Origin of the sequence: Peptoniphilus duerdenii ATCC BAA-1640, from assembly GCF_000146345.1 — a bacterium.
GTDB lineage: Bacteria > Bacillota > Clostridia > Tissierellales > Peptoniphilaceae > Peptoniphilus_B > Peptoniphilus_B duerdenii.
On sequence record NZ_GL397071.1, the window covers coordinates 968,351 to 993,996 of the forward strand.

Sequence of the window (25,646 nt, forward strand, 5' to 3'; positions counted from 1 at the left end):
CCAAGTACTAGCAGCACCAGGAACAATTCACCCACACAAAAGCTTCGAAGCAGAAGTATACGTACTAACAAAAGAAGAAGGCGGAAGACACACCCCATTCTTCAACGGCTACAGACCACAATTCTACTTCAGAACCACAGACGTAACAGGCGACATCCAACTACCAGAATCAGTAGAAATGGTAATGCCAGGAGATAACGCAACATTCAAAGTAGAACTAATCACACCAATCGCAATGGACGAAGGACTAAGATTCGCAATTCGTGAAGGTGGAAGAACAGTAGCATCAGGAGTTGTTTCTAAACTTCTTGACTAATTAAATAAAAATTAAAGCTGGATTAAGTTCCAGCTTTTTTTAATGCAAATGATTTAATATAAAGACTATATGTAAAATACTAGGGAGATTCGTTAACTCGAGTCTCTATTTTATTTAAAAATTATAAATATAACCATAAATTTAAAGGGACACAACCACTATGTAGAACTCAGTGAGTTTTATGGGTCTAACTTGTCTATTTCATAGGGAAAAAAAGAGAGTTTATTATGGCAGTTGATGGAAGCTCCTTGCACCCGCTACGACCACCCACCCGGTCATCCTGAGCGGAAAAGGCGTTAGCCTTTGTAGTCGAAGGATCTCTATAAGGTATATCAGTTGGGAATATGGGCGCTCTATATTTATCTAATAACAAGGGAGGTTTAAAGGCTCCACGCCTCTCGGCTGAGGAACATGGAAGGTTCAGCTACTAAGTAAAATAGAAAGTTATGTTTCCGAAGGCGTCGAAGCCCTAGTAGAAATATCTGATTTCGTTACAAAACTCGACTGCCTCTCAGGGTAACAACAGCTGGGAAGGTATTCTCTATAAATGTTCTAGAGGAAGACAGTCACCCTGAGCGAGGAAATTTATTTCCGAGTCGAATGGGTATAACCCTGGTGCGGACAGTATTGATGATTTCATCTGCAAGTACTAGGTTAAATATAGGTCAGATCCTTCGACTCCGACGGTACCCGTCTTGGAAGTGGTACCCCTTTTTAAAGAAAAAAGTTAAAATCATAATGACAAACTCATTTTTGTCTCGTATAAATATTCATGAGGTGTTAAATATCCTATTGAACTATGAATCCTTTCTGTGTTGTAATAGTTCATCCAATATTCTACAACCATCTTGTATTCTTCTATCGTATATTTCTTTATATATCCTATTTCTGTTTTCATTGTTTTAAAGAAGGTTTCTATATATACATTATCTACTGGTTTGTATGGTCTGGACATACTACAGATTATTTCTTGTTCTTCTAAGGTTCTTTTATATAGTTTGCTTGTGAATTGGGATCCTCTGTCTGATAGTATCATGTCTGGTGTTCCATATGCTTCTATTGCTTCTTCTAATGTTTCTACTGCTAGCTTTGCATCTATTTTATATGCTTGTTTGTATCCTACTATTACTTTTGTTCTTATATCTATTATTGCACAGGTGTATATTTTTCTACCTTCTACTATTTGTTCTGTGAAGTCTATTGACCATGCTTCTATCTTTTCTTGTTCTTCTTTTTCTAGGTTGTTGTATATGTTTTTTGCTACATATTTTTCTTTTGTTTCTTTGTTTGTATAGACATTTTGTATTTTTCTTCTGCCATATTTTGCTTGTAATCCTAGTTCTTTCATGATGTTACTTATTTTCTTTTCTGAGTATTTTATGCCTTCTCTTTCTAGGTATTTCTTTATCATTCTTCTTCCGAAGCAGCTATGGTTTTCTCTATATATTCTTTCGACGTTGTCTAATTCTTCTTGTGTGTATCTTTTTTTCTTTGGATGCTTTTTTCTGTAATAATAGCTTTGCTCTGTTATTTGGAGTACTCGGCATACTATGCGCACTGGATATTCTCCCAGATTTTTTATTGCAAAGGCTATTATTTTATCTTTTTCTTCGCAAAGTATGCCTCGGCTTTTTTTAATATTTCTAGCTCCATTTCCATTTCTTTCATTTTTCTATGCATCTCTAGTGCATCGCCTGGGACTACGCCGTTTCCTTCCCAGGCTGACATGCCTTTTGCGTTAAATTCGTTGACCCATCTATGAATTGTTTGCCTATCTAGATCATACATTTTACATATTTCTTTTGTTTTCATTTTGTTTGCAAATTTTAACATTACTATTTTATGTTTAAATTCTTTTGTGAATGTTCGTCTTTTATCTTCTGGCATTTGTTTTTCCTTCCTTTTCTATTTTTCTGAATGATTTGCTCTTAAGCACTAATGATTTTTTTCTAAGGTTCTGTCAAGGGGAAAAGCGTAGCGACCCTTGACGGGTTCTTTGAAAAAAATATTATTTTAGTGCTAGCAAATCATTCTTTTGTCATTTACGGTTGTCTATGAATTCATTATACCAGGTTCCTTCGCTCAGGATGACCGTGTAGAGAAGTGGACCTGTATAAGATTTTAGAATCAATTAATTTTTTTTCTGTGCAGAAGACTCTCGGCTGTGGAAGCAAAATGCTTCCGCTACGAAGATAAATAGAAAGATATGTTTCCATATGCCTAACGGCTGAGTAATAAGAGTTTAGTATTTAGGTTAATGGAAGCAGATTGCTTACGCTACAATTAACCACTCAGTCACCCTGAGCGAGGATAGACATGGGTGGTTGCCTCAAATATTTATCAAAAAATAAAAGCGATTAAGGTATTCTTAGTCGCTTTTAATGTACTATTTTTTTAAAATTTACATAATATTTTTAATGTATTATTTTTCGAATTTTACATAATATTTTTAATGTACTATTTTTTCATATTTTAGTTCATATCCGGATCTCAATATGCATTCTCTTGTTAATACTGATAGTGCGTCTATTGCTTGCTCATCGATTTCTTTTTCAAGGTCGATGGTTGAGAGTTCTGTGCAGGCAAGTATTGGTATTGAACCCTGATCTAAATAATACTTACAGATTTCATTCAATCTCTTAGATTTTACATCGTTGGTAGATTTTATATAGTAGATTATATCCATTAGTTCGTCTTCAATTTTGTCATCTACTCTTAGATGTTCTAGTCCATATTTTTCTATATATTTATCATAGATTCCAGTTTGCAATGTGCCTTTTGTGCCAAGTATGGTCACGACATTTCCGTGCTTCTTTGCTTCTTCTGTTGTAATGTCAATCATATTTATAAATGGTATGTCTGTTAATTTTTCCAAATCTTCTAAGAAGTTATGGAATGTATTGCAAGACGCTGCGATGTTTGATACTCCATAGCCTTCAAACGCTTTCAAGTCAGGTTTAACTACGTCTACTATTTCGCTGTGATCTCTATTTTCTAGTATTACGCTTGTTCTATCTGGTATGGTTGCATGGGATAAGAGCATGATATCTATATGCTCATTGTCACAATTTGCCAATGTGTTGTGGATGATTCTTTCATAGAAGACCATGCTCGCAAGTGGACCCATGCCTCCTAATATTCCTAGTTTTTTCTTCATGTTACCTCCAAAAAAAGAAGAGCCACTTTTGTGGCTATTCTTATTTACTTAACTGTTTTCTTCTGTATACTTCTTCGTTGAATTTACCTTCTGATTTTGCAACTATTACTGAACAACTTATGTCTCCGAGTACGTTTATTGATGTTCTTATCATGTCGAAGATTCTATCTATTCCTGCTACTAGAGCGATTCCTTCTACTGGAATTCCTACTCCTTGTAGCACCATTGCTAGCATGATCATGCCTGCTCCTGGTACTCCAGCTGTTCCTACTGATGCAAGTACAGTAGTTAGGACGATGGTCATTTGTTGTCCAAGGCTCATATCGAGTCCGTATACTTTTGCTATAAATAGTGCGCAGACTCCTTGGTATATAGCAGTTCCATCCATGTTGATGGTTGCTCCTAGTGGTAGTACAAAGGATGCGATTGGTTTAGCTACGCCTAGTTCATTTTCACATGTATCTAATGATATAGGTAATGTTCCTGCTGATGATGATGTGGTAAATGCTACTGCCCATGGTGCAAATGCCTTCTTAAAGAAGATACCTACTGGTAGTTTTGCTACAAGGGCTATGGATGATCCATATACCAAGAATGCGTGTAGGAAACATCCAAGATATACTATTCCCACTACTTTTATAAGTGGTAGTAATACTTGTGGTCCGTTTGCTGCTACTACGGGCACGATTAGTCCGAATACACCGAAAGGAGCGAGTTTCATAATTCCGTTTGTAATGTAAATCATTGCTTCTTGTAAGCCGTCAAAGAAATTAAATACTGCTGTTCCTTTTTCTCCTGCGTAGAGTAGTCCGCCGCCTAAAATAAGCGCGAATACGATTATTTGAAGCATTTGACCTTCTACTAGAGATTTAAGTGGATTAGATGGCACTATGTTTATAAGTGTTTCTATGAAACTTGGTGCTTCTTTTGCTTCGAATTGTAGTTGATCTGCAGGTAGTGTAAAGCCTGAGGATACATCTAGTAAGTTTGCAAGGATTAAACCTATTACTATTGCAAAAGCTGTGGTTAGGAAGAAGTATACAAATGTCTTCATTCCGATTTTGCCTATTTCTTTTGCGTCTTTTAAATCTGCAACTCCTACTACTAATGATGCAAATACTAGTGGTACGATTACAAGTTTAATTAGGTTTAAAAATAGTGTTCCTAGTGGTTTGATATAGGTGCTTGCTATTTCTGGTTTACTTTGTAGGAGTATACCTACGACGATTCCGGCTAACAAACCTATCAAAATTTGAATAGGAAGGGACAATCCTTTTTTCTCTTTCATTTCATTACCTCCTTAGATTTTATTAAATTATATCACGAAATGTAAAAACATAGAATAAATTAATTAATTAACAATTTACTTTAGTACTACATTGTAATTTGATAGTACATAAATAAATTTAGATTAAAAATTTTGAATTGTTTCAAGAAATTTTACTTCTAAAGATTTAATAAAATGCTTTGAAACAAATGTATTTAAAAATTTATTTAGAATCAGTTTAATAAAATGATTTAATTTTGGGCAAGAAAAAACCTTGGATCTCTCCAAGGTTTAATTTTTTTTAGTTTTTCTTTTCTCTTATATATTTGTCTATTGATTCTGCGGCTGTTTTACCTGCTCCCATTGCAAGGATTACTGTTGCTGCTCCTGTTACTGCGTCTCCACCTGCGAAGATGCCTTCTCTAGAAGTTTGTCCAGTTTCGTCTGCAACGATACAGCCCCATTTGTTTACATCAAGATGGTTTGTTGTATGTGAGATTAGTGGGTTTGGTGATGTTCCAAGTGCCATGATTACAGTTTCGAATTCTTCTTCGAAGTCTGATCCTTCGATCTTAACTGGTCTTCTTCTTCCACTTGCATCTGGTTCGCCAAGTTCGTTTCTAACCATCTTCATTCCTCTTACCCAACCGTCTTCGTCGCCTAGGATTTCAACTGGTGCGGTAAGCATTTCGAATTTGATTCCTTCTTCTTGTGCGTGATGAACTTCTTCAACTCTTGCTGGTAGTTCTGCTTCTGTTCTTCTGTATACGATTGAAACTTCTGCGCCAAGTCTTCTTGCAACTCTAGCTGCGTCCATTGCTACGTTACCTCCACCGATAACTGCAACTTTGTTTCCTACGTTAAGTGGTGTGTCGAAGTCTTTGTCAAATGATCTCATTAGGTTGTTTCTAGTTAAGAATTCATTTGCTGAGTAAACTCCGTTTAAGTTTTCTCCTTCGATTCCCATAAATGTTGGAAGTCCTGCTCCTGATCCGATGAATACCGCTTCGTAACCTTGTTCTAGAATTTCATCAACGGTGATAGTTCTACCAATTACTACGTCGTTTTCTATCTTAACTCCAAGTGCTTTTAGGTTTTCGATTTCTGATTCAACTACTGAATCTGGAAGTCTGAATTCTGGTATACCATAAACTAGTACTCCACCTGCTAGGTGTAGTGCTTCGAAAATAGTTACTTCGTAACCCATCTTTGCAAGGTCTCCTGCACAGGTTAGTCCTGCTGGACCTGCACCGATTACTGCAACCTTGTGACCGTTTTGTCTTGGTTTATCAAATAATTTATATTTTTCTTCTCTTGATTTATCTGCTGTAAATCTTTCTAGTTTACCTATTGATACAGAATTTCCTCTAGCTTTAAGTACACATTGTGCTTCACATTGTGTTTCTTGAGGACAAACTCTACCGCATACTGCTGGAAGAGCAGTGTATAGAGCAAGTACTTTTGCTGACTGTTCGAAGTTGCCTGATGCAATTTCTTTTATAAATCCAGGGATGTCTATGTTAACTGGGCAGCCTTGTCTACATTTTGGATTCTTGCATTGTAAGCATCTGTTTGCTTCTCTCCTAGCTTCTTCTTCGTTGTAGCCGTAGCATACTTCTTCGAAGTTGTGGCTTCTTACTTCTGGATCTTGGTTTCTAACAGGCACTGCTGTAAATCTATCTTGTTTGATTGCTTCGCCAGTTTCGATTTCGTGATTTTGTGCTTCAATGTCGTATTCAAAGTTACATACGTGAGGTTCAATCTTTCTAACTGAATCTGCTGATTTATATTGTGACTGTCTCTTCATGGCACTGTTCCAGTCGATTAGATGTCCGTCGAATTCTGGTCCATCAACGCAGGCAAACTTAGTTTTGTCGCCAACTTTTACACGGCAAGCTCCACACATTCCTGTACCGTCAACCATGATTGGGTTCATGGATACGATAGTCTTAAGATTATATTCTTTAGTAGTTAGACAAACGAATTTCATCATGATCATAGGTCCGATGGATACGCATACGTCATATTTTTCACCTTTGCTATAAAGGTCTTTGATTTTGTCTGTAACTAGACCTTTGAATCCATATGATCCATCATCTGTACATACATATAGATTGTCACACACTGATCCAAGTTCTTCTTCTAGGATTACAAATTCTTTTGACTTTGCTCCTAGGATTATGTCGCAGGATAGTCCGTGTTCTTTGAACCATTTAGCTTGTGGGTATACTGGCGCGGTACCTACACCACCTGCAACGAATAAGTATCTTTTCTTTTTAAGTTCTTCAAGATCTTCGTCTAAGAATTCAGAATATCTTCCAAGAGGTCCTACGAAATCTTTGAAAGATTCACCTTCTTCAAAAGCAACTATCTTTTGAGTAGATGCTCCAGATGCTTGAACAACGATTTGAACTGTACCACGTTCTATGTCATAGTCTGAAATTGTTAGAGGGATTCTTTCCGCATAGTCATCAGCTATAAGTATTATGAATTGTCCAGGTTTAGCTGAAGCTGCGATACGTGGTGCCAACACATCAAAAAGGTAGATATTAGGCGCTAGATTAACTTTTCTCTCAATTTTATACATTTTACACTCCTAATTTAGATTTTATTTCCATTAAGAATTCTTCCATCACATTAGATAGCTCTGCAGGTTTACACATGGTTTCTACCTGGAACATATTGCCCTTAGATTGTTTAAGGTCAGCTTCTATGTGATCTAAGATTTCTTTTAGGTCAACGTTTAAATTTTTACTTCTTGAAACGATTAGGTCTGAATAATCTCTCTCTAATGTTCCAAGAATTACTACATAACTAGGTAAATCGGTTAAAAACTTAGTTATTTCTTTGATTTCATCGTGTGAATACTTGTTTTGTATTTTGTAAACATACCTTATGTCTCCAATAGGTGTTACAAAATTTAAAATATCATTTAGTCCCTTTGGGAGAGGACTCGCTTTATCTTCTAAATGGTCTTCGGTGGGTAAAGAGAATTTATCTTCATCTTCATCTTTATTTGTACTATCCGACAGGTTTTCTTCAGGATGTACCTTAGAGTTTTCGTAAGAATTTTCTTCTATTTCCTCTGACTGTTCTTCAGGTTTTTCTGGGAAATCATCGTCTAGAAAATTTGCTGTTTCTAGTTTAGACTTTTTATCTTTTTCCTCGTTCTTAGATTTTTCCTTAGGTTTTCTAGAACTTTTAGAATCTTTATTTGAAATTTCTTCATCAGAAGATTCAGAAGGTTTGTCTTCTAAATTTTTAGATTCTTCAAGCTGTTTCATCTCTTCTAGTTTCTTCGCCCTCTCTTCGGCTCTTCTTTCAAAGTCATAGCCTTTGCCTATGGCGATGGACTTCATCTTTGCAAATAGATTTTCTTCATCCACCCTAAAGGTCATCATCATATTATCTATGAGTTTTGATTTTCTTTTATAATCGAGATAAGCCTTTCTTCCACAGAGGATTTCTATTTGAATTCCAGAAAGTGTTTTGGAAGGCATCTTTAGTTTTATAATAGAAACCTCAGATGTTCTCTTTAAGATTGGACCATCAAAGTCAATGCTTCCTAGTCCGGGGATTGTCGCAACATTTCCTTTAACTTCTATGGGAAGATTTGAACGAACTAGTTGATTGCAAAGTATCTCAAGCTGATCGAAATCCTGGTAGGTAATATCTTTCTTATCCATGACTATGAGATTATTTTCAAAGATTTCATATTCTGGATCCAAAGAAAAAGTATTTTTTATGACCAGACGGAGAATCGCATTTGCTGTTACTTCTTCCGCAAGGTCCATCCTCGCTTCTGTATCCAAAGAAATCTCTACAGAACGATTGCTTTTCGTTTCGAAGTAAGCCTTTGAGTCATACCAGAGGGGTTTTGAATATTTTCCATCTACGGTGAACTTATCGCTTCTAACATTATCACTACCGCAAAAGACATCGTCAATGGTCCCTACCTCTATACCATTTAAAAAAGTTGTATTTTTGAAACTGTATTCAAATTCCATATTATAAGGATCTATAATATATTTCATTTAACCACCTATACTATTTTATCATATCTACAGCGTTTCTTGTAATTATTTAACATTTTTGCTGAAAGTTTCTTAGAATCTTGTAATGGAGGTAAACCTCATATATACTAAGTTTAAGAATAAATTTTTATTTTGGAGCTGGATATGGCAATTATCATTTTTCTAGCGGCGGCTAGTACATATAATTTACATACAAAATTACCAAGAAATAAAAAATATTTAAGCCTAATCGTACTCATCATTGGACTTTTGATTTCTAATCCTACTACACATTTTGGAAAAATATCCGGCACTGGAAGAATCGTTGAAGCAAAGGGGAACAGGTTCGTCATCTCCTACGGCAATAATTTTTTTAGAAGAAATCCAAGATTTTCTATTAAATCCGATGGAGAATACTATGTTGGAGACCTGGTAAACTTCAGAGGTGTGCTTAAAAAGGGAGCGCCACCTTTTAATGAAAATGGATTTTCGGAATATAGATATTTAAAATCGAGAGGAGTAGGTGCAGTCTTAGATGGAAAGATTACCTGGGTTAGAAGTCGTGGCATCGGATCAAAATTTGCAAGAAGGCTCGAATATTCATCTTCATTTTTAAATCCAAATGTAGAAGGAACCTACAAGGGAATCCTCTCTTCCAACGGATCTATGTCGGAGGAGTACAAAGCTTATAGAAATCTAGGAATCTCACACATATTTGCATTTTCTGGACTTCACGTGGGACTTGTTTTTCTATTTATAAAGAGAATTTTAAAACCATTTGGCAAAAATGTCGGCGATATCGTATCCCTGGTATTTTTATTTCTATACATATACATTTTGGGATTTCCAGTGTCGGCGGTTAGGGCATTTATCATGGTCTTAACCCTTGTCCTTTCGAGATTTTTTAAATTTAAATATACATCTTACGAAATTATTTTAATTTCAATGATATTTCAACTTGCGTACAATCCATTCGTTATCTATTCAGTGGGATTTTGGCTATCCTATTCTGCAACTCTTGGAATAATAATCTTTGCAAGAAGATTTAAATTCCTCGGCAAAACTTTTATCGGTGAGGGGCTCGCTGTATCTCTCGGTGCATTTATCATGACACTTCCGATAATACTTAGAAGTTTCTACATGTTTAATCCGATAACTGTCCTTGCAAATTTAATAGTAATACCTATGTATTCATTGGGAGTTGGATTTTCATTTGTACATCTTCTTTTTCCAAATATTCTAACTAAGACGGCGATAGATTTTCTATTTGGAATGGGAGCAGAGATTGGAAAATTTTTGAACTTTTACTTTAAAAGCATCGTAACAGGAAAGGTGAACTGGTACTTTATAGTTTGCTACTACCTATGTGTGATTGTGGCACTAAAATATAGAGAATTTAAATTTACAAAGTTTCAACTAAAGGCTATGGGACTCTGTCTTATAACACTTTTCGTCCTAAACTTTCAAGATATTTATGAAAGGGAAGATTTCCGAGTGGACTTTATGTATGTGGGACAAGGGGACTGCAGTATCTTCAAGCACAAGGGAAAATACTACATGGTGGACACTGGAGGAAGTGGCGCTTACGATCCGACGAGGGCCTATGTGCTTCCATACCTATTGTCGAAAAATATCACCGAGATAGAAGGGCTTTTCATAAGCCATTACGATACGGACCACTGCGAAGGGTTGTTTGAAATAATACCTGAAATAAAATTTAAGACCATCTATGTAAATCATTTTGTTGAAGGAAATGTCTATGCGGAATCCATAAAGAAGAATTTCAATCTGAAAAAATTTAAAAATATGGATATAGGGGATTTAAAACTGCGAGAAATTCCACATCCAATGGGAGAAGGCAACGATAGTTCCATGGCACTTCTAGTAAATTACAAAGATCTAAAAGTCCTATACACTGGAGACCTGTCTAAGGAACCTCTGGATGCGATGACATCGGGTAAGGTTGACATCCTAAAAGTTCCGCACCACGGATCTAAATATTCAATTTCAACGAAATTATTTAAAGAGATTCGTCCAGAGTTTTCTGTAATATCCTACGGACCAAACTACTACGGCATGCCATCTTCTGGTATAATTAAAGAACTACGAAAGTATGGAGAAGTTTTGGAAACTATGAAGGACGGTCAAGTAAGCTTCATTTACAATAGAAACTTAGAAAAATTTACGGTGAGAAGATGAATAGTAAAGAACTTTATAAAGAAAATTTATCCGGCGCATACCTTCTATATGGAAAGGAATCATTGCTTATAGAAAATGCGGTGGAATATTTAAAAAATAAATATGTGGACAAGAGTTTTGAAGCCTTTAACCTTGTAAATGTAAAGGATTATGAAAGTCTTGTAAGCTCCTGCGAGACGCTGCCCGTCATGGCGAACAAAAAATTAATAATAGTCTCCAATAGTGAAGAATTTGAAAGCAATCTCATTGACGTGGATAAGACTTTGGAATATATGAAAGATATCCCCGATTATGTGGTGGCTATATTTATCGATGAAAATTCAAAACTTAACAAATCGAAAAAATTCTACAAATTTTTTAAAAAGAACAAGAGAGAGGTGGAATTTGACAAGGTATCTCCTCAGGAGGTGACAAGGTTTGTAAATATCTATTTCAACAGAGAAAATATAGAAATCTCTCCATCGGATGTGAACTATTTAATTTCAAAAAGTGCCTATAATTCTAAAAATTTAGAGACCACCCTCATGGATTTAAAAAATGAACTTTCAAAATTTCTATCCTATAAGAAGATAGACAGAAGTATAATTGACAGCGTACTTACAGAAAACATTGATACCAACATCTTTAAATTAACGGACGCAATCTTTAGTCGTGATATAGATATAGCGATAACGGAATTTAAAAATTTATACGATATAGGCGAGCCACTGCAAAAAACTTTTGTCTTAATCGCAAGAAGTATAAGACTTCTTATGGGTTATATGAAGCTTAGGGAAAAGAATACTCCCGACTATGAAATTATGAATGTCTTAGGAATCGGAAGCTTTGAACTTAAGAAAGTAAGGTCAGGTTCATTCAAGTACAAGGTGGATGAAGTGGTGGAATATTTCAAAGAGTTAGAAGAATTAGATCAAAATCTAAAGACTACCTCAATGGATCCATACATAGTCTATGAATCCTATCTATTCAAAGTACTTTCAACGAAAAATTAAAAAAATAAAAACTCAATAAAAGGCAAAAAAAATAATGGAGGCAAAACCTCCATTTTTTTATATATTAGTTATCTGAATAATTGTCGAAGTAGCCTTGGATTAAAACTACTGGAGTACCCTTGTCTCCAGATCCAGAAGTAAGGTCTGATAGAGAACCGATTAAGTCTGTGATCCTTCTTGGAGTAGTACCTAGAGTTTCATTTGTACCTACTAGATTTTTATTCTTATGTTCAATCTTATCCACCATTGCTTCTCTAAGTTCTTCACCTTTTAGATCTTTGAAGTCGTTATCTGCAATGTACTTGATTTTAATTTCGTTTGGAGTTCCTGCTAGACCTGCAGTGTGGGCAGGGCTTACAACAGGATCGGCAAGTTCCCAGATTTGTCCAACAGGATCTTTAAATGCGCCGTCTCCGTAGATCATAACTTCTACATTTACACCGAATTCTTTGTCTAGAATTTCTTTGATCTTGTCTACTACTTGTTGGCCATCCCTAGGGAATAGTTTAACATCATTATCACCAGCAAGGTTTGAACCAAGCACACCGTAATCTTCGTTGTAACCATGTTTGTCAGTCTTTTCAGAAAGTAGATCGTCAAGACCGTATACAACCTTAGCTCCCGCTTCTTTAAGTTCATCTTTAACAAGATCTCTAGTGTGGATAGAAGCTACAAGAACTTCATCAGTGAACTTCAAAATAGTTCTTGGATCGTTTGAAAAATGTATTTCTGAATTAGGTGCAAGACTCTTATAAAGGTCTACATAGTTAATTCCAGTAAATGGGTGAACGGATTTTCCAAATAACTTTTCATACTCATCTTCATCTAGAACGTCTGTGTAAGGATTGATCTTTTTGTTGAATAGATCCCTTTCGTTCATAAGATGGTTTCCAACTTCATCAGAAGGATATGAGAGCAGAATGTGCATCTTTAGTCCTGATTCTGCAAGTCCTTTTAAAATAATAGAGAATCTGTTTCTAGAAAGAATAGGAAATACAACTCCAAATTCCTTTGAAAACTTAGATCTTACATCACAAGCTATATCATGAGTAGATGCGTAGTTGTTTTGTGCTCTTGCTACCAATGATTCAGTAACGGCAACAACGTCCTTGTCCCTCATCTTAATATTTTCAGCTCTAACAGCTTCGATTACAGAATCTGTAACTATCTTAGCCACATCTTCTCCACTTTTGACTATAGGTGTTCTAATACCTCTTACAACAGTACCAAAGTATCTTTTCATATTTTCCTCCTAAAAATTATCAACTGTGTAAAGGAAAATCCTTTACTACTCATTATTGCACATAAAATAAAAAAGATAAAGAAATAGATACAAAAAAATTTTATAATATATAAATTTTCATTTTTTAATCACTTTTTGTTTCTGAAAGTTTTATTTAAATGATTTTAAACCTTGAAAAAAACGTACTAAATATTGTACAATAAAGAAAAAGGAGATGGATTATGTTAGCTGTAAATTATAGTGAACTTAGAAATAATTTGAAGCATTACTGCGATAAGACAATAGACAATCTAGAAACTATACTCGTGACGAGAAAAGATGAAAGAAATGTGGTAATGATAAGCCTTGAAAAATATAATAACTTAGTAGAAAATGCCTATATTATGAGCGACTCAGACTACTATAAAGAACTGACGAATAGAGCAAAAGACATTAGGGATCATAAATTCATAGAAAAGGACATCATTGAAGAATGAAAATTCTATTTCATGAAAAAGCTTTTGAAGAATATCTCTATTGGCAAATAAATGATAAGAAGACTTTAAAAAGATTAAATAGCATTATAAAAGATATTTTGAGAAATCCATACGAAGGATTAGGAAAACCAGAGCCTTTAAGATATGAACTACAAGGATATTGGTCAAGGAGAATAAATCTTGAAGACAGATTGATTTACAAGATTGAGGATAACAATTTAATAATAATTTCATGTGCAAAGCATTATGAATGAGGGTGAGAATGTTGTAACAGCATTCTCTTTTTTTATTTTAAATATTTTTCAAAATCAAAAGATAAACCCATTTAATCTCAAAAACTTGTGAAATGGCATGGATTGTTATTATTTGTAGAAATTGAAATTTATAGATGATATAATGATTCTATGAAAGGAAAATTTATTACATTTGAAGGACCAGACGGTTGTGGCAAGACCACCGTCGTGGATATGATTTATAAAAAACTAGAAAGTCTAGGATATAGAGTAATAAAGACTAGGGAACCTGGTGGCACAGATATCTCTGAAAAGATTAGAGATTTGATCTTGGATGTAAATAATGACGAGATGAGCCCAAGGTGTGAAGCGCTTCTATACGCAGCGTCCCGTGCCCAACATACAGAAGAAAAAATAGTTCCGTACTTGAATAAAGGATATATAGTACTGTGCGAAAGATATATTTTATCTTCTTATGCCTACCAAGGTTACGGCAGAGGTCTCTTAGAAGGGGTAGTTGCAATTAATGATTTTGCTACCGCTGGCATAAGACCTGATCTAACCATTCTCCTTATGGGTGACTACAGAGTCGGTCTTGAGAGAAAGAATGAAATGGGTGCCGATAGACTTGAACTTGAATCCACAGATTTTCATAAAAAAGTCTACAAGGGCTATGAAGAGATTGCAAAGTATGAAGACGTAACTGTTATAGATGCAAACTCAGAATTAGAAACTGTATTCAATAATACATTAGAAAAAATATTGGAGATGATTGAATGAAACTCGTTCTAGCAATTGTTCAAGATGCAGACAGTGACGATCTTATAGATGAGATTACAAAGGAAGGTTACAGAGTTACAAAGGTTATTTCAACTGGAGGATTTTTAAAATCTGGCAACTCTACCATCATGATTGGAACTGATGACAGCGAAGTAGATAGGCTTATAGAACTGATTTCTCACAACTGCAAAGTAAGAGAGATTATAAAGTCTATTCAACCTATGAATATGCCCGGCACAAGCATAGCAACCCTACCTATTAAGGTAAAAGTCGGGGGAGCCACTGTTTTTGTGCTTGATGTTGTAGATTTTAAAAGGTTTTAGGTGATAATATGAAGATGATAATTGCCATTGTGCAAAATAAATTTGTAGATGAACTTATAGATAAGTTTTATGAAGAAAATATATCAGTTACAAAGGTTAGCTCTAGTGGAGGTTTTTTCAAAGCTGGAAACACCACACTTCTTATAGGATCTGATGAAAAAGAATTAGATCATGTGTATGGTATTTTCAAAGATGTTACTCAAACAGAAGAAATAAGAGACGAAAGAGGGCATTTTGAAATATCAGGAGCTACATTATTTGTACTAGATGTTGAAAAGTCTCTTAGAATTTAATGTTTAAATCACATCTTAAAATATGCGATGAGCTCTGCAATGAGACCATATCCCACGCCTATGTCTTCTCTGGAGAAAGCGGCGTAGGTAAATTCACCATGGCAAAATCTTTTGCTAGGATGATTTTAAATGAAGAACATTTAATGCGCATAGAGGGGATAGATGAATATGAGCATCCAGATCTCTTGGTACTAGATGGAAAACTTTCCAAATCACAAGTGGACGATATGATTTTGGAATCACTTAGCCTTCCATACGAAGCGAAGAACAAAATCTACATCATAAACCATTTTGAAGACCTCTCCATCGAAGGACAGAATGCAATCCTAAAGACCTTGGAAGAGCCGCCGGAATACCTTATAATCATCCTGGTTACAAGCAATATTTCCAAGCTGCTTCCAACTATTATTTCGAGATCAAGGGTGCTTAGCATAAGCTCTGTTGCTACATCAGATCTTAGAAGTTTCATCGAGTCAAAAGGATTTAAATCTCAAGCTGAGCTGATTTCAAATATTTCAAATGGATCGATTAAGGAAGTTACGAACTACTTAGAAAATCCAGAACTTCTAAATAAGAGAAGACAAATTCTAAATACTACATTAGATGTGCTAAGGGGTGGAGTTAGCCAGGCAATGAAGGCTTATCCATTCTATGAAAATGAAAAGGAAGATATTTCTTTCGTCTTAAAAGTAATGGAACTTTTAACTAGAGATATTCTTATTTATTCACAGACGAAGGAAGAAAAATTTATTTTAAATATAGATTATAAATACGAAATTATAAGTTTAAACATGGATAATAAATCCGCCTTAACTGGTCTATACACAGTTTTAAAGGCGAGAGAAAGCTTAGAAAATAATGTAAATTATAGAATTGCAATAGAATCCATGCTTGTAAAGTTGGGGGAACTTAATGATAAAGGTATCAGGAGTTCGTTTTAAGAAAAACGGTAAGATATACTATTTTGACCCGATGGATGTAGATCCTAAGGTCGATGACAATGTAATTGTAGAGACTGCCCGTGGTGTGGAATACGGCACGGTGGTCATAAATAAAGAAGTAGATGAAAGTGAGTTGGTATCTGAACTTAAACCAATCTTTAGAGTAGCGACAGAGGAAGATGAGAAGATCCAACTTCAAAATAGAAATAACGCGAGAGAAGCTCTCATGGTCTGTCAAGACAAAAGTATTGAACACGGTCTGGACATGAAGGTTCAAGGTTGTGAATACACTTTTGACAGAGGAAAGCTTCTGTTTTATTTTACTGCTGATGGCAGGGTTGACTTTAGAGATTTGGTAAGAGATTTAGCATCCATCTTTAGGACTAGAATCGAGCTAAGACAGATTGGAGTCAGGGACGAAGCTAAAATGGTAGGAGCACTTGGATGCTGCGGCAGACCTTGTTGCTGTAGTACATTTCTTTCCGAGTTTTCTCCAGTGTCAATTAAGATGGCAAAGGACCAAGAGCTTTCACTAAATCCGGTTAAAATATCTGGAGTTTGCGGAAGACTTATGTGCTGTTTGAAGTATGAACAGGACGGCTACGAATGTATCATAAAGAGGATGCCAAAGGTTGGAGAAATAGTTGAAACCGATAGAGGTAGCGGTACAGTAATAGACACCTACACCATCCAAGAACTTGTAAAGGTTCAGTTCAGAGTAGATGATGACACAGAAGTAGAACTATTTGAAATTGGTGACGTAAAGAGAACTCGCAAGATGGATAAGGAATACATGCCTGCAAAATCTTCTCTCAAAGACGAAGAATCTAGCGAAGACGAACTTAAAAATTTAGAAAAGGAATAAAAGTTAATAGGAAATCTATTTAAGACCTGAGATTTACCTCAGGTCTTCTTTTAAAATAATATGATTAAAAAATTATTTTCGAAAATACATAATAAATTAAAAAATTTAATAGAAAATGTCTTTAGAAATACAGAAAAATCCGTATACATATCCATATTTTTTGTATCGCTTATAATCTCTAGCATGTACAGCTACTACATCTCAGACTATGTGGGCAGCTATCTCTCAATATTAATAACGCTTACAATATTTATTTCAATAGCGCTTGCTATATTTTATAAACCGATTAAAAAAATAGTAGTCTACCTAAAGAAAATAAAATCTTTTAACCTCATTTCCCTTGTAGCACTTTATATATTTATCTACTATTTTCTCGGAGAAGTTTCCTACACATACCCACTTTCAGATTTTGAATACCAGGCAGTAATAGTTGTATCAACATTGGTAGTATTTCTATTTTCAAAATCCATAGCAGTCTTTTTAAATAGAAAATCATTTCTAAGCATGGTATTTATCCTTGTAACAGCAGTTCCAATCGCAGGAATATTTTATTTTTTAAGTTTTCCAGGATTTGATACCAAGGAAGATTACAATTTCGTAGTACAAAATGTAAAATCAGAAAGATACCAAGTACAAACCATAAATTACGACGAAGAGACCATGGATTTAACGGGATACGTCTCCTATAGCGGCAAGAAAAAAAAGAGAAGAGACATGCTATTTTCTCACAGCCTCACCAAGGCGCCTATAAGAGGAGTTATGTACAAACCTGTAAACGATGAAAAGAAAGATGTGCTCTTTATCGTCCACGGAAATCACAGAGCGACCACCAAATCCCATCTCGGTTATGAATACTTGGGAAGGTACTTGGCAGAGCATGGAATCGCAGTCGTATCTGTAGATATGAACTATCTAAATGGATTTTTAAACTATGGGTTAAGTGGAGAAAATGATGCGCGGGCAATGGCTCTTTACAGAAATATAGATTATATTTTAAACTTGGAAGAAAATAGAGATTTAAATAAAGAGATCTTCTTAGCGGGACATTCCAGAGGAGCGGAAGCCACCACAATTTTAAAATCTTTTACAGAACTTGAAAAACTTCCAGAAGATGGCAATAGAAATTTAAGCCTGAATGTAAAGATAAAGGGAATCATCTCCATATCTGGAACCTACGGTCAGTACACTCCCGCCGGCAAGAATTTGAAATTAAGGAATGTAAACTTTCTATGTATCCACGGAACCCACGACTCGGATGTAGAAGGTTTCGAACAGTTAAATCAATATGAAAACATAGAAAACTCCAGGGGATACTTTAAGTCTGCAATCTATATTCCATACGCCAACCACGGCAATTTCAATACCCTTTGGGGAGATTATGATTTAGATCCACCGGATGCATACTTCTTCAACAGAAAGAGCCTTCTACCAGGAGAACATCAGAGAAGAATACTAGAAGTTTTGACAGAAAAATTTATAAAAGCGGTAGATGGGAAAGAAAATAAAAATATTTTCTATGACCTTGCATCTGAAGATTTAAATATTCCAAAATTAGACTACTATCAGATGTACCAAGAAGGAGGAAGCTCTGTAATTGCAAACTTCGATGAAGATTACAATATAAGTACAGCGACAAATAGAAACTTCGACATGACCTACCAAGGATTTTCACAAGTCTACGAAGATATGGTTGAAGTAGGAGATGCGACTTTCAATAGCGGACTCTACCTAAGATCAACTACAAGTGCAAACTTAAGTTTCTTTGCAAGAGAAGATGTGGCAGGACTTAAAAATCTCTCCTTCGACATAATTAAAAAAGACGACGGCGGAAGTATGGAAGTGACAGTAATGGATTATTTTGGAAGAAAATATTCCTATGACATATCTAAAATCAAAACACTTCCAAAGGAAACCTGGGTTGAAAGATCCAAGATAGAACATATAAAAAACGACGGCAATAGCTACATGGGATATACAACGATTAAACTGGATCTAAGTGATGCAAAGGCAACTGGAGTTGACACAAGTAGGATAAGATATATTGATTTTAACTTCAAAGGAGCAAATGATTTAATCCTAGATAATATACTATTTTCTGATTGAGGGTAATTATTATGGGTATAACTTTTATAGGGAGAAGGGTTAATCATGACAAAGACACAACTTGTAAATGTATTTAATACAGATGAACAAGATACTCTTAGAAATATATTTTTTCTAATAGGTGATATGATGAGTCACCGAGAAGAACTTATGGATTCATTTAACAATATAAATTCTAAATATTATGGCAAGGTTACTTTTGAGTACAGTGGATTTTCCATACTTCTCAAAACTTCAGAAATACCACAAGTCCTTAAGTTTATTGCCCATAAAGGCATAGACATTTACAGTGTTTTTGAAGTGTTTAAACCTGTATAGACGTTAAATAATTTAGGGGGTAATAAAAATGACACTATATGAACAAATTAATGAACAATTTAACTTTGAATTACAATCTGGATATATCTATCTAGACATGGCAGCTAAACTAAAAGAACAAGGGATGGAAGGATTTGCACATTTCATGATGAAACAAGCTCACGAAGAATATGAACATGCAATGAAACTTTACAATTTCCTATTTGATATTGATGAAAAGGTTGAATACCTAGATATCAAGAAACCAAATGTAGAATTCAAAAGCTTCACAGAAATCTTTAAAGAAGCTCTAGCTCATGAAAAAGAAGTAACTGCTAGAATCCATGCCCTTTACAAGAGAGCAACTGAAGAAGAAGATTACAGAGCAGTTGAACTTCTAGGCTGGTTCGTAAATGAACAAGTTGAAGAAGAAGACAACTTCAGAACTATCGTTGAAAAATTCGAAAGAATCCACGAAAACTGGTCTGGACTATATATCTACGATCACGAACTTGGAGCAAGAGGATAATATAAATTTTAAAAGGGTTGTAAAAGCAGCTCTTTTTTTATGCAACAAAATTTATTGTGAAATAAAAACGCTTAAAAACTTTTAAATACAAGCATTTTACTATATTAAAACACTAGTCAGTGTATCTTCTCATAAAATATAAATTATGATAATATTTATATTGATAATGGAGGAGAATAATGGACAAAAATTTTAGATCAGTCTTCTTTTTGGGACTGACTTCGATTATTTGGGGATTGGCATTCGTATTTCAATCCACAGGAATGGACCATGTGGGACCATATACCTATAACTTTGGAAGAGGACTTCTAGCAGGACTATCTCTTTTAATATTAATACTTGTAAGACCTAAGTCCATGAAAGAAAATCACAAAGTAGATAAGAAATTAACCGTAGTAGGTGGGATAGTAATAGGACTATGTTTGGCAGTTGGACAAAACTTGCAACAACTGGGAATAGTTTATACAGATGTTGGCAAAGCAGGATTTTTAACCACACTATACATAGTATTTATTCCAATTCTATATCTTTTCTTAGGCAAAAAACCAGATAGAAAAGTATTTTTATGCGTACTTCTTGCAGTAGTTGGACTCTATTTTATATCCATAAAAGAAGGATTCGTCATAGAAAAAGGGGATATCCTTTTAATCCTTGGAGCAATAGGCTATGCGGTTCATATAATGGTAATTTCATATTATTCACCTAACACAGACAATGTAATGCTATCTTGTATACAATTCTTCGTATATTCGATAATATCTTTGATCATTGCACTATTCACAGAAGATGTCACTCTTTCAGGAATATGGGATGCGAGGACCTCACTACTATACACAGGAGTTCTCTCAAGTGCGGTGGGATATACCATTTCAATAGTTGCGCTAAAAGATTTTGACGCAACCATCGGTTCACTTATCCTCTCCCTTGAAAGTATAGTAGCAGCCATAGCAGGAGCAGTTCTTTTACATCAATTCTTGACACCTAGAGAAACAGTTGGATGTGCGATAGTATTTATAGCGACAATACTCGCTCAAATAGATACATCTAAGATAAAAGAATTCTTAGCTAAAAAGAAAGAACGAGAATTGGCAGAATAAAATAAAAATTTAAGACTTGGGCACCAAGTCTTTTTTTGTGCAAAAAATCATTTAATTTGCAAAAAATTTATAGAAAAATTTTTAAAATAATTTATAAAATATTTTCGTTTTCATAAAATAAAAAAATTCTTCAAAAAAATTTTAAAATTTTAAGAATTTAGCGGTTTATTATAAAAACATATTTCCACTAGAAAATTGTTATGCTCAATGTTATAATACTTGTAGAAACGATTTCAACAGGAGGAAAATGAATGAAAGTATATAGCACTGACAAGGTTAGAAACTTAGCACTTGTAGGACACAGCGGATCTGGTAAGACAAATCTTACAGAATCAATGCTTTTCCAAACAGGAGCAACTAAAAAAATCGGACTAGTAACAGAAAAAAACACCCTCAGTGACTTCTCAAAAGAAGAGATGGAAAGAGGTTCTTCAATAGGTACATCTGTAATACCCGTTGAGTGGAGAAATTACAAGGTAAACATAATAGACACTCCTGGGTACTTAGATTTTATAGGTGAGGCACAAGGTGCTCTACGTGCATCAGAAGCAGTACTAATGGTTATAGATGCCACTGCAGGAATAGAAGTAGGCACAGAAAGAATGTGGAAGTACACTGAAAATATAGGTCTACCTAGAATCATATTCATAAATAAAATCGACGCAGAAAATGTAAACTTCAGAAAACTTATGGAAGAACTCGAAGAAAAATTCGGTAAAAAAGTAATTCCATTCTCAGTTCCAATAGGATCTGGAGATGATTTCATAGGAGTAACAGACGTTATCTACCAAAAAGGTTTTAAATATGTAAATGCACAACCTGCAGAAACAGAACTAAACCACGATCAAATAAAAGCAACTGAAAGAATGTACGAAGAGATCGTAGAAGTTGTAGCAGAAGCAGACGAAGTTCTAATGGAAAAATACTTCAACGGCGAAAAATTCACCAGAGAAGAAGTTCTACGCGGAGTTACAACAGCACTACTAGAAGGTAGAGCAGTTCCACTACTAGTAGGTTCAGCAGAAAAGGGAATCGGAATCGATATCCTACTTAACACCATCGTAAACTACATGCCTGCACCAAACGACGAAAGAGCTCACTCAGGATTTAGATACGAATCTGGAGAAGAAAGAAAAGTAGATGTAAACGAACCATTCTCAGCAGTAGTATTTAAAACTATCACAGACCCATTCGTTGGTAAGATATCAATATTTAAAGTAATCTCAGGAAAGATTACCAAGGAAACTCCAATCTATAACGCAAACAAAGAAGAAATGGAAAAACTTGGCGGAATCTTTTCAATAAGAGGTAAGACTCAACTAGATGTAGAAGAACTTGACGCTGGAGATATTGGAGCAACAACCAAACTTCAATTCACAGAAACAGGGGACTGTCTATGCGACAAGAACCACATAGTTAAATATAAAAACTTAAAATACCCTGCACCAGTTCTATTCTATGCAATCGAACCAAAGACCAAGGGAGACGAAGAAAAACTATCTCAATCACTTAGAAGATTAAGAGAAGAAGATCCTTCATTCACAATCAATAGAAACCCAGAAACTAAACAGCTAACCATAGGTGGACAAGGACAAGTACAACTAGATGTAATCCTTGAAAAACTTAAAAATATGTTTGGCGTAGAAGTAGTGAAGGTTCCATTTATAATTCCATACAGAGAAACCATAAGAAAAGTTGCATCTGTACAAGGAAAGCACAAGAAACAATCAGGTGGAGCAGGACAATACGGAGACGTTTGGATCAGATTTGAACCTTGCGAAGAAGATTTCGTATTCGACGAAGAAGTATTCGGAGGAGCAGTACCTAAGAACTACTTCCCAGCAGTTGAAAAAGGACTAGTAGAATCAAAAGAACACGGAGTTCTAGCAGGATATCCAGTTACCAACTTCAAGGCAGTTCTATACGATGGATCTTACCACGATGTAGACTCAAACGAAATGAGTTTCAAACTTGCAGCAAACCTTGCATTCAAAAAAGGAATGGAAGAAGCAGGACCAGTCCTACTTGAACCAATCATGTCAGTAGAAGTATCTATACCAGATGCATACCTAGGAGATGTAATGGGCGACATGAACAAGAGACGTGGAAGAATCCTAGGAATGGATCAACAAGCAGACGGCACTCAACTACTAATAGCAGAAGCGCCACAAGCAGAAATGTTTGAATACTCAATAGACCTAAGAGCAATGACCCAAGGAAGAGGAACATTCACCATGGAATTCGTAAGATATGAAGAAGTACCACAAGCAATGGCAGATAAAGTTATAGCAGAAGCAAAAGCTAAAAAAGAAGAATAAAATAATAAAAATATAGGCACAGGAGACTGTGCCTTTTTATGTAATAAATAAATCCATTATGCTATAATTTCATTGGTGATTAAATGAAAAACAAAAATAAATTACTCATAATATATTTTCTACTCCTAGCCATAGGAATATACTCCCTATTTAGCGCCTACTATGTAGAAGAATTCAAAGGAGAAATATATTTAAAAGTATTTAAAACATCCACAATGCTCTTAATATACATAGTGCCAGCGATTCTACTAGGAATAATACTAGCAAAAAAATACGACGGCAGTATGAAACTATTATTCTTCTCCATAATTGCCGGAGCTTTAATAACCACGTCCATATCCGTTTACGTCAACGAAGCCATAGAAAACGGCTTTAGCTTCTTCATGTCGGAGGACACATTCTACGATTGGCAGGACGCATTAGCAAGTCCCTACGCAGAAGAAATATTAAAAATGGCAACAGCAGTGCTCTGCATGCTCATCCTAAACTCAAAAAAGAGAATAGACTTTTTATTATCAGGATTTGGAGTAGGACTGGGATTTCAAATAATGGAAGACATCGGATATATAATTCCAGAAGACTCCACCTTTGACGAAGTCTCCATGATCATGGATAACTCCATAGATAGAATAAAAGGAGCCCTAGGATCACACATGATCTACTCAGCAGTCTTTATGATGGGACTCTACTATTACTCAAGAGGTAAGAAATTAAAAGGACTACTCCTAATGTTAGTAGTAATGGTAAACCATTTTATGTGGAACATGCCACTAGCAACCACACTCATAGACATCATAGCAATAGTAATGGTAGTCATAATATTTATCATAGAAATAGTAAAAATAAATAGAGAGAGTAATTTGCCAAAAAATTTATAAAATAATATAATAAAAATACGGGGAGCAGTAGCTGAGAGTAAGTTCGACTTAGACCCTAAACCAGATTAGGATAATGCCTACGTTGGGATGCTCTTCAAAGAAGAGCTTTTTTTGTACCCGAAAAAAGGAGAAAAAATGGAAAATAAAATTAAAAAAACATTGCCCACAGTCTTGACCATAGCAGGCTCAGACTGCAGCGGCGGAGCAGGAATACAAGCAGATTTAAAATCAATCATAATGAATGGATCCTATGGAATGTCAGTCATCACAGCCTTGACAGCACAAAACACCATGGGAGTCACAGCAATAGACGAACCACCGATAGAATTTTTACACAAACAACTAGAAGCAGTCTTCGAAGACATCTATCCAGACGCAATAAAGATCGGCATGGTATTCTCAAAAGAAATCGTAAAAGAAATAGTAGAAACACTTAAAAAATACGACGCAAGAAACATCGTAATCGACCCAGTAATGATAGCCACATCAGGCTCAAAACTACTATCCGACGATGCCATCGACTCAGTTAAAAAAGATTTACTACCACTAGCCACAGTAATCACGCCAAACATACTAGAAGCAGAAGAACTCTGTGGAATAAAAATAAATAACGAAGAAGACATGGAAAAAGCAGGCAAGAAACTAGTAGAACTATATGGCGTAGCAGCATTAGTAAAAGGCGGACACTCAGTAAACGACGCAAACGACGTGCTAGTTACAAAAGAAAAAACAACCTGGTTTAAAGGCAAGAGAATAGAAAACGACAACACCCACGGCACAGGATGCACCCTATCATCAGCCATAGCAACCTACCTATCCCAAGGAAATAGCCTAGAAAAATCCATCGAACTCGCAAAGGACTATCTGTCAGAAGCGCTATCAGACATGTTAGACTTGGGCAAGGGAAGAGGACCAATGAACCACGGATATAAAATCACAAGAAAAATGTAAAATAAAAAAATAATTTAGCTCCTAGGAAACTAGGAGTTTTTGTTTGTTGAAAAATATTTGAGTAAATATCGTAGCGGAAGCATCTTGCTTCCACAGCCGAAGGCTACAACAAACCACCCAACTACAGTCACCCTGAGCGGAAGAGCCGAAGGCTCTGTAGTCGAACGGGTATAACCCTGGTGATGTCTACTCTCCACCAACTGGTCATCCTGAGCGGAAAAGGCGAAGCCTTTGAAGTCGAAGGATCTGACCTATATTTAACCCATCTATTCCAAAAAAATATTACAAAATACCTTTACAATTGCAGTCACCCTGAGCGAACGAAGTGAGTCGAACGGGTATAACCTCCGAAGGTAAAGTCCTTGCAAATGAGTC

At 35.4% G+C, this 25,646-nt stretch carries 24 protein-coding genes; 17 read left to right on the top strand and 7 right to left on the bottom strand.

All coding sequences use genetic code 11. The features are described 5' to 3' along the window. On the top strand, nt 1-316 hold a 316-nt coding region (locus HMPREF9225_RS04300; RefSeq protein ID WP_008901091.1), incomplete at its 5' end, for an EF-Tu C-terminal domain-related protein. A 733-nt stretch (nt 317-1,049) separates the two neighbouring features. Here HMPREF9225_RS04300 and HMPREF9225_RS04305 read toward each other — a convergent pair. The 6 genes from HMPREF9225_RS04305 to HMPREF9225_RS04330 all read right to left on the bottom strand — a co-directional run bounded on the left by HMPREF9225_RS04305 (nt 1,050) and on the right by HMPREF9225_RS04330 (nt 8,774). After that, nucleotides 1,050-1,955: an IS3 family transposase gene (locus HMPREF9225_RS04305; RefSeq protein WP_141553735.1), complete on the bottom strand. Its 906-nt coding sequence runs from the start codon at nt 1,953-1,955 to the stop codon at nt 1,050-1,052. Beyond that, complete coding sequence (locus HMPREF9225_RS04310) at nt 1,910-2,203, bottom strand: transposase (protein WP_008901722.1); 294 nt, start codon at nt 2,201-2,203, stop codon at nt 1,910-1,912. Before HMPREF9225_RS04310 ends, HMPREF9225_RS04305 begins: the two co-directional genes overlap by 46 nt. 562 nt (nt 2,204-2,765) lie before the next feature. Beyond that, nucleotides 2,766-3,473 (bottom strand): aspartate/glutamate racemase family protein, encoded by a 708-nt coding sequence (locus HMPREF9225_RS04315; protein WP_008901723.1) that lies wholly within the window; start codon nt 3,471-3,473, stop codon nt 2,766-2,768. Between the two features lie 40 nt (nt 3,474-3,513). Further along, on the bottom strand, nt 3,514-4,761 hold the full coding sequence (locus HMPREF9225_RS04320) for a dicarboxylate/amino acid:cation symporter (protein ID WP_008901724.1): 1,248 nt from the start codon (nt 4,759-4,761) through the stop codon (nt 3,514-3,516). 280 nt (nt 4,762-5,041) lie between these two features. Further along, the gene (locus tag HMPREF9225_RS04325) at nt 5,042-7,327 is read right to left on the bottom strand and encodes a bifunctional dihydroorotate dehydrogenase B NAD binding subunit/NADPH-dependent glutamate synthase (protein ID WP_008901726.1); all 2,286 of its coding nucleotides are present in this window, start codon (nt 7,325-7,327) and stop codon (nt 5,042-5,044) included. Nucleotide 7,328: 1 nt separating this feature from the next. Continuing rightward, nucleotides 7,329-8,774, bottom strand: coding sequence for a hypothetical protein (locus HMPREF9225_RS04330; protein ID WP_008901727.1), 1,446 nt, complete (start codon nt 8,772-8,774; stop codon nt 7,329-7,331). A 144-nt stretch (nt 8,775-8,918) separates the two neighbouring features. Between HMPREF9225_RS04330 and HMPREF9225_RS04335 the strand changes: the two genes are divergently transcribed. Next, nucleotides 8,919-10,952, top strand: a complete 2,034-nt coding sequence (locus HMPREF9225_RS04335) for a DNA internalization-related competence protein ComEC/Rec2 (RefSeq protein ID WP_008901728.1) — start codon at nt 8,919-8,921, stop codon at nt 10,950-10,952. Then, nucleotides 10,949-11,944, top strand: a complete 996-nt coding sequence (gene holA / locus HMPREF9225_RS04340) for a DNA polymerase III subunit delta (RefSeq protein ID WP_008901729.1) — start codon at nt 10,949-10,951, stop codon at nt 11,942-11,944. The genes HMPREF9225_RS04335 and holA overlap by 4 nt, the downstream gene beginning before the upstream one ends. Nucleotides 11,945-12,008: 64 nt before the next feature. Here holA and HMPREF9225_RS04345 read toward each other — a convergent pair whose 3' ends face one another. Continuing rightward, the gene (locus HMPREF9225_RS04345; RefSeq protein ID WP_008901730.1) at nt 12,009-13,187 is read right to left on the bottom strand and encodes a coenzyme F420-0:L-glutamate ligase; all 1,179 of its coding nucleotides are present in this window, start codon (nt 13,185-13,187) and stop codon (nt 12,009-12,011) included. Between the two features lie 221 nt (nt 13,188-13,408). Here HMPREF9225_RS04345 and HMPREF9225_RS04350 point away from each other — a divergent pair, with 221 nt between their 5' ends. The 14 genes from HMPREF9225_RS04350 (at nt 13,409) to thiD (ending at nt 25,271) form a co-directional block, all read left to right on the top strand. Further along, nucleotides 13,409-13,663: a type II toxin-antitoxin system Phd/YefM family antitoxin gene (locus tag HMPREF9225_RS04350; protein ID WP_008901731.1), complete on the top strand. Its 255-nt coding sequence runs from the start codon at nt 13,409-13,411 to the stop codon at nt 13,661-13,663. After that, the gene (locus tag HMPREF9225_RS04355) at nt 13,660-13,917 is read left to right on the top strand and encodes a Txe/YoeB family addiction module toxin (RefSeq protein WP_008901732.1); all 258 of its coding nucleotides are present in this window, start codon (nt 13,660-13,662) and stop codon (nt 13,915-13,917) included. The genes HMPREF9225_RS04350 and HMPREF9225_RS04355 overlap by 4 nt, the downstream gene beginning before the upstream one ends. 150 nt (nt 13,918-14,067) lie before the next feature. Further along, entirely contained in the window at nt 14,068-14,676 is a 609-nt protein-coding gene (gene tmk / locus HMPREF9225_RS04360) for a dTMP kinase (RefSeq protein WP_008901733.1), read from the top strand. After that, nucleotides 14,673-14,999, top strand: coding sequence for a cyclic-di-AMP receptor (locus tag HMPREF9225_RS04365; RefSeq protein ID WP_008901734.1), 327 nt, complete (start codon nt 14,673-14,675; stop codon nt 14,997-14,999). The genes tmk and HMPREF9225_RS04365 overlap by 4 nt, the downstream gene beginning before the upstream one ends. A gap of 8 nt (nt 15,000-15,007) precedes the next feature. After that, nucleotides 15,008-15,292, top strand: coding sequence for a cyclic-di-AMP receptor (locus HMPREF9225_RS04370; protein WP_008901735.1), 285 nt, complete (start codon nt 15,008-15,010; stop codon nt 15,290-15,292). Next, nucleotides 15,292-16,233 carry a DNA polymerase III subunit gene (locus HMPREF9225_RS04375; RefSeq protein WP_008901736.1) on the top strand — a complete coding sequence of 314 codons (942 nt, stop codon included), beginning with the start codon at nt 15,292-15,294 and terminating at the stop codon, nt 16,231-16,233. The genes HMPREF9225_RS04370 and HMPREF9225_RS04375 overlap by 1 nt, the downstream gene beginning before the upstream one ends. Continuing rightward, on the top strand, nt 16,205-17,098 hold the full coding sequence (locus tag HMPREF9225_RS04380) for a PSP1 domain-containing protein (protein WP_008901737.1): 894 nt from the start codon (nt 16,205-16,207) through the stop codon (nt 17,096-17,098). Before HMPREF9225_RS04375 ends, HMPREF9225_RS04380 begins: the two co-directional genes overlap by 29 nt. 60 nt (nt 17,099-17,158) lie before the next feature. Then, a complete protein-coding gene (locus HMPREF9225_RS04385) occupies nt 17,159-19,201 on the top strand; it encodes an alpha/beta hydrolase family protein (RefSeq protein WP_008901738.1) in 2,043 nt (680 codons plus the stop codon). Between the two features lie 45 nt (nt 19,202-19,246). Next, the gene (locus HMPREF9225_RS04390) at nt 19,247-19,519 is read left to right on the top strand and encodes a hypothetical protein (protein ID WP_008901739.1); all 273 of its coding nucleotides are present in this window, start codon (nt 19,247-19,249) and stop codon (nt 19,517-19,519) included. A gap of 28 nt (nt 19,520-19,547) precedes the next feature. Beyond that, complete coding sequence (locus HMPREF9225_RS04395; RefSeq protein WP_008901740.1) at nt 19,548-20,027, top strand: ferritin; 480 nt, start codon at nt 19,548-19,550, stop codon at nt 20,025-20,027. 179 nt (nt 20,028-20,206) lie between these two features. After that, nucleotides 20,207-21,124, top strand: coding sequence for a DMT family transporter (locus HMPREF9225_RS04400; protein WP_008901741.1), 918 nt, complete (start codon nt 20,207-20,209; stop codon nt 21,122-21,124). Between the two features lie 251 nt (nt 21,125-21,375). Further along, a complete protein-coding gene (gene fusA, locus HMPREF9225_RS04405) occupies nt 21,376-23,442 on the top strand; it encodes an elongation factor G (protein WP_008901742.1) in 2,067 nt (688 codons plus the stop codon). 83 nt (nt 23,443-23,525) lie between these two features. Next, complete coding sequence (locus HMPREF9225_RS04410; RefSeq protein ID WP_008901743.1) at nt 23,526-24,320, top strand: PrsW family glutamic-type intramembrane protease; 795 nt, start codon at nt 23,526-23,528, stop codon at nt 24,318-24,320. Nucleotides 24,321-24,455: 135 nt separating this feature from the next. After that, nucleotides 24,456-25,271, top strand: a complete 816-nt coding sequence (thiD, locus tag HMPREF9225_RS04415) for a bifunctional hydroxymethylpyrimidine kinase/phosphomethylpyrimidine kinase (RefSeq protein WP_425357257.1) — start codon at nt 24,456-24,458, stop codon at nt 25,269-25,271. The last annotated feature ends 375 nt before the right edge of the window (nt 25,272-25,646 follow it).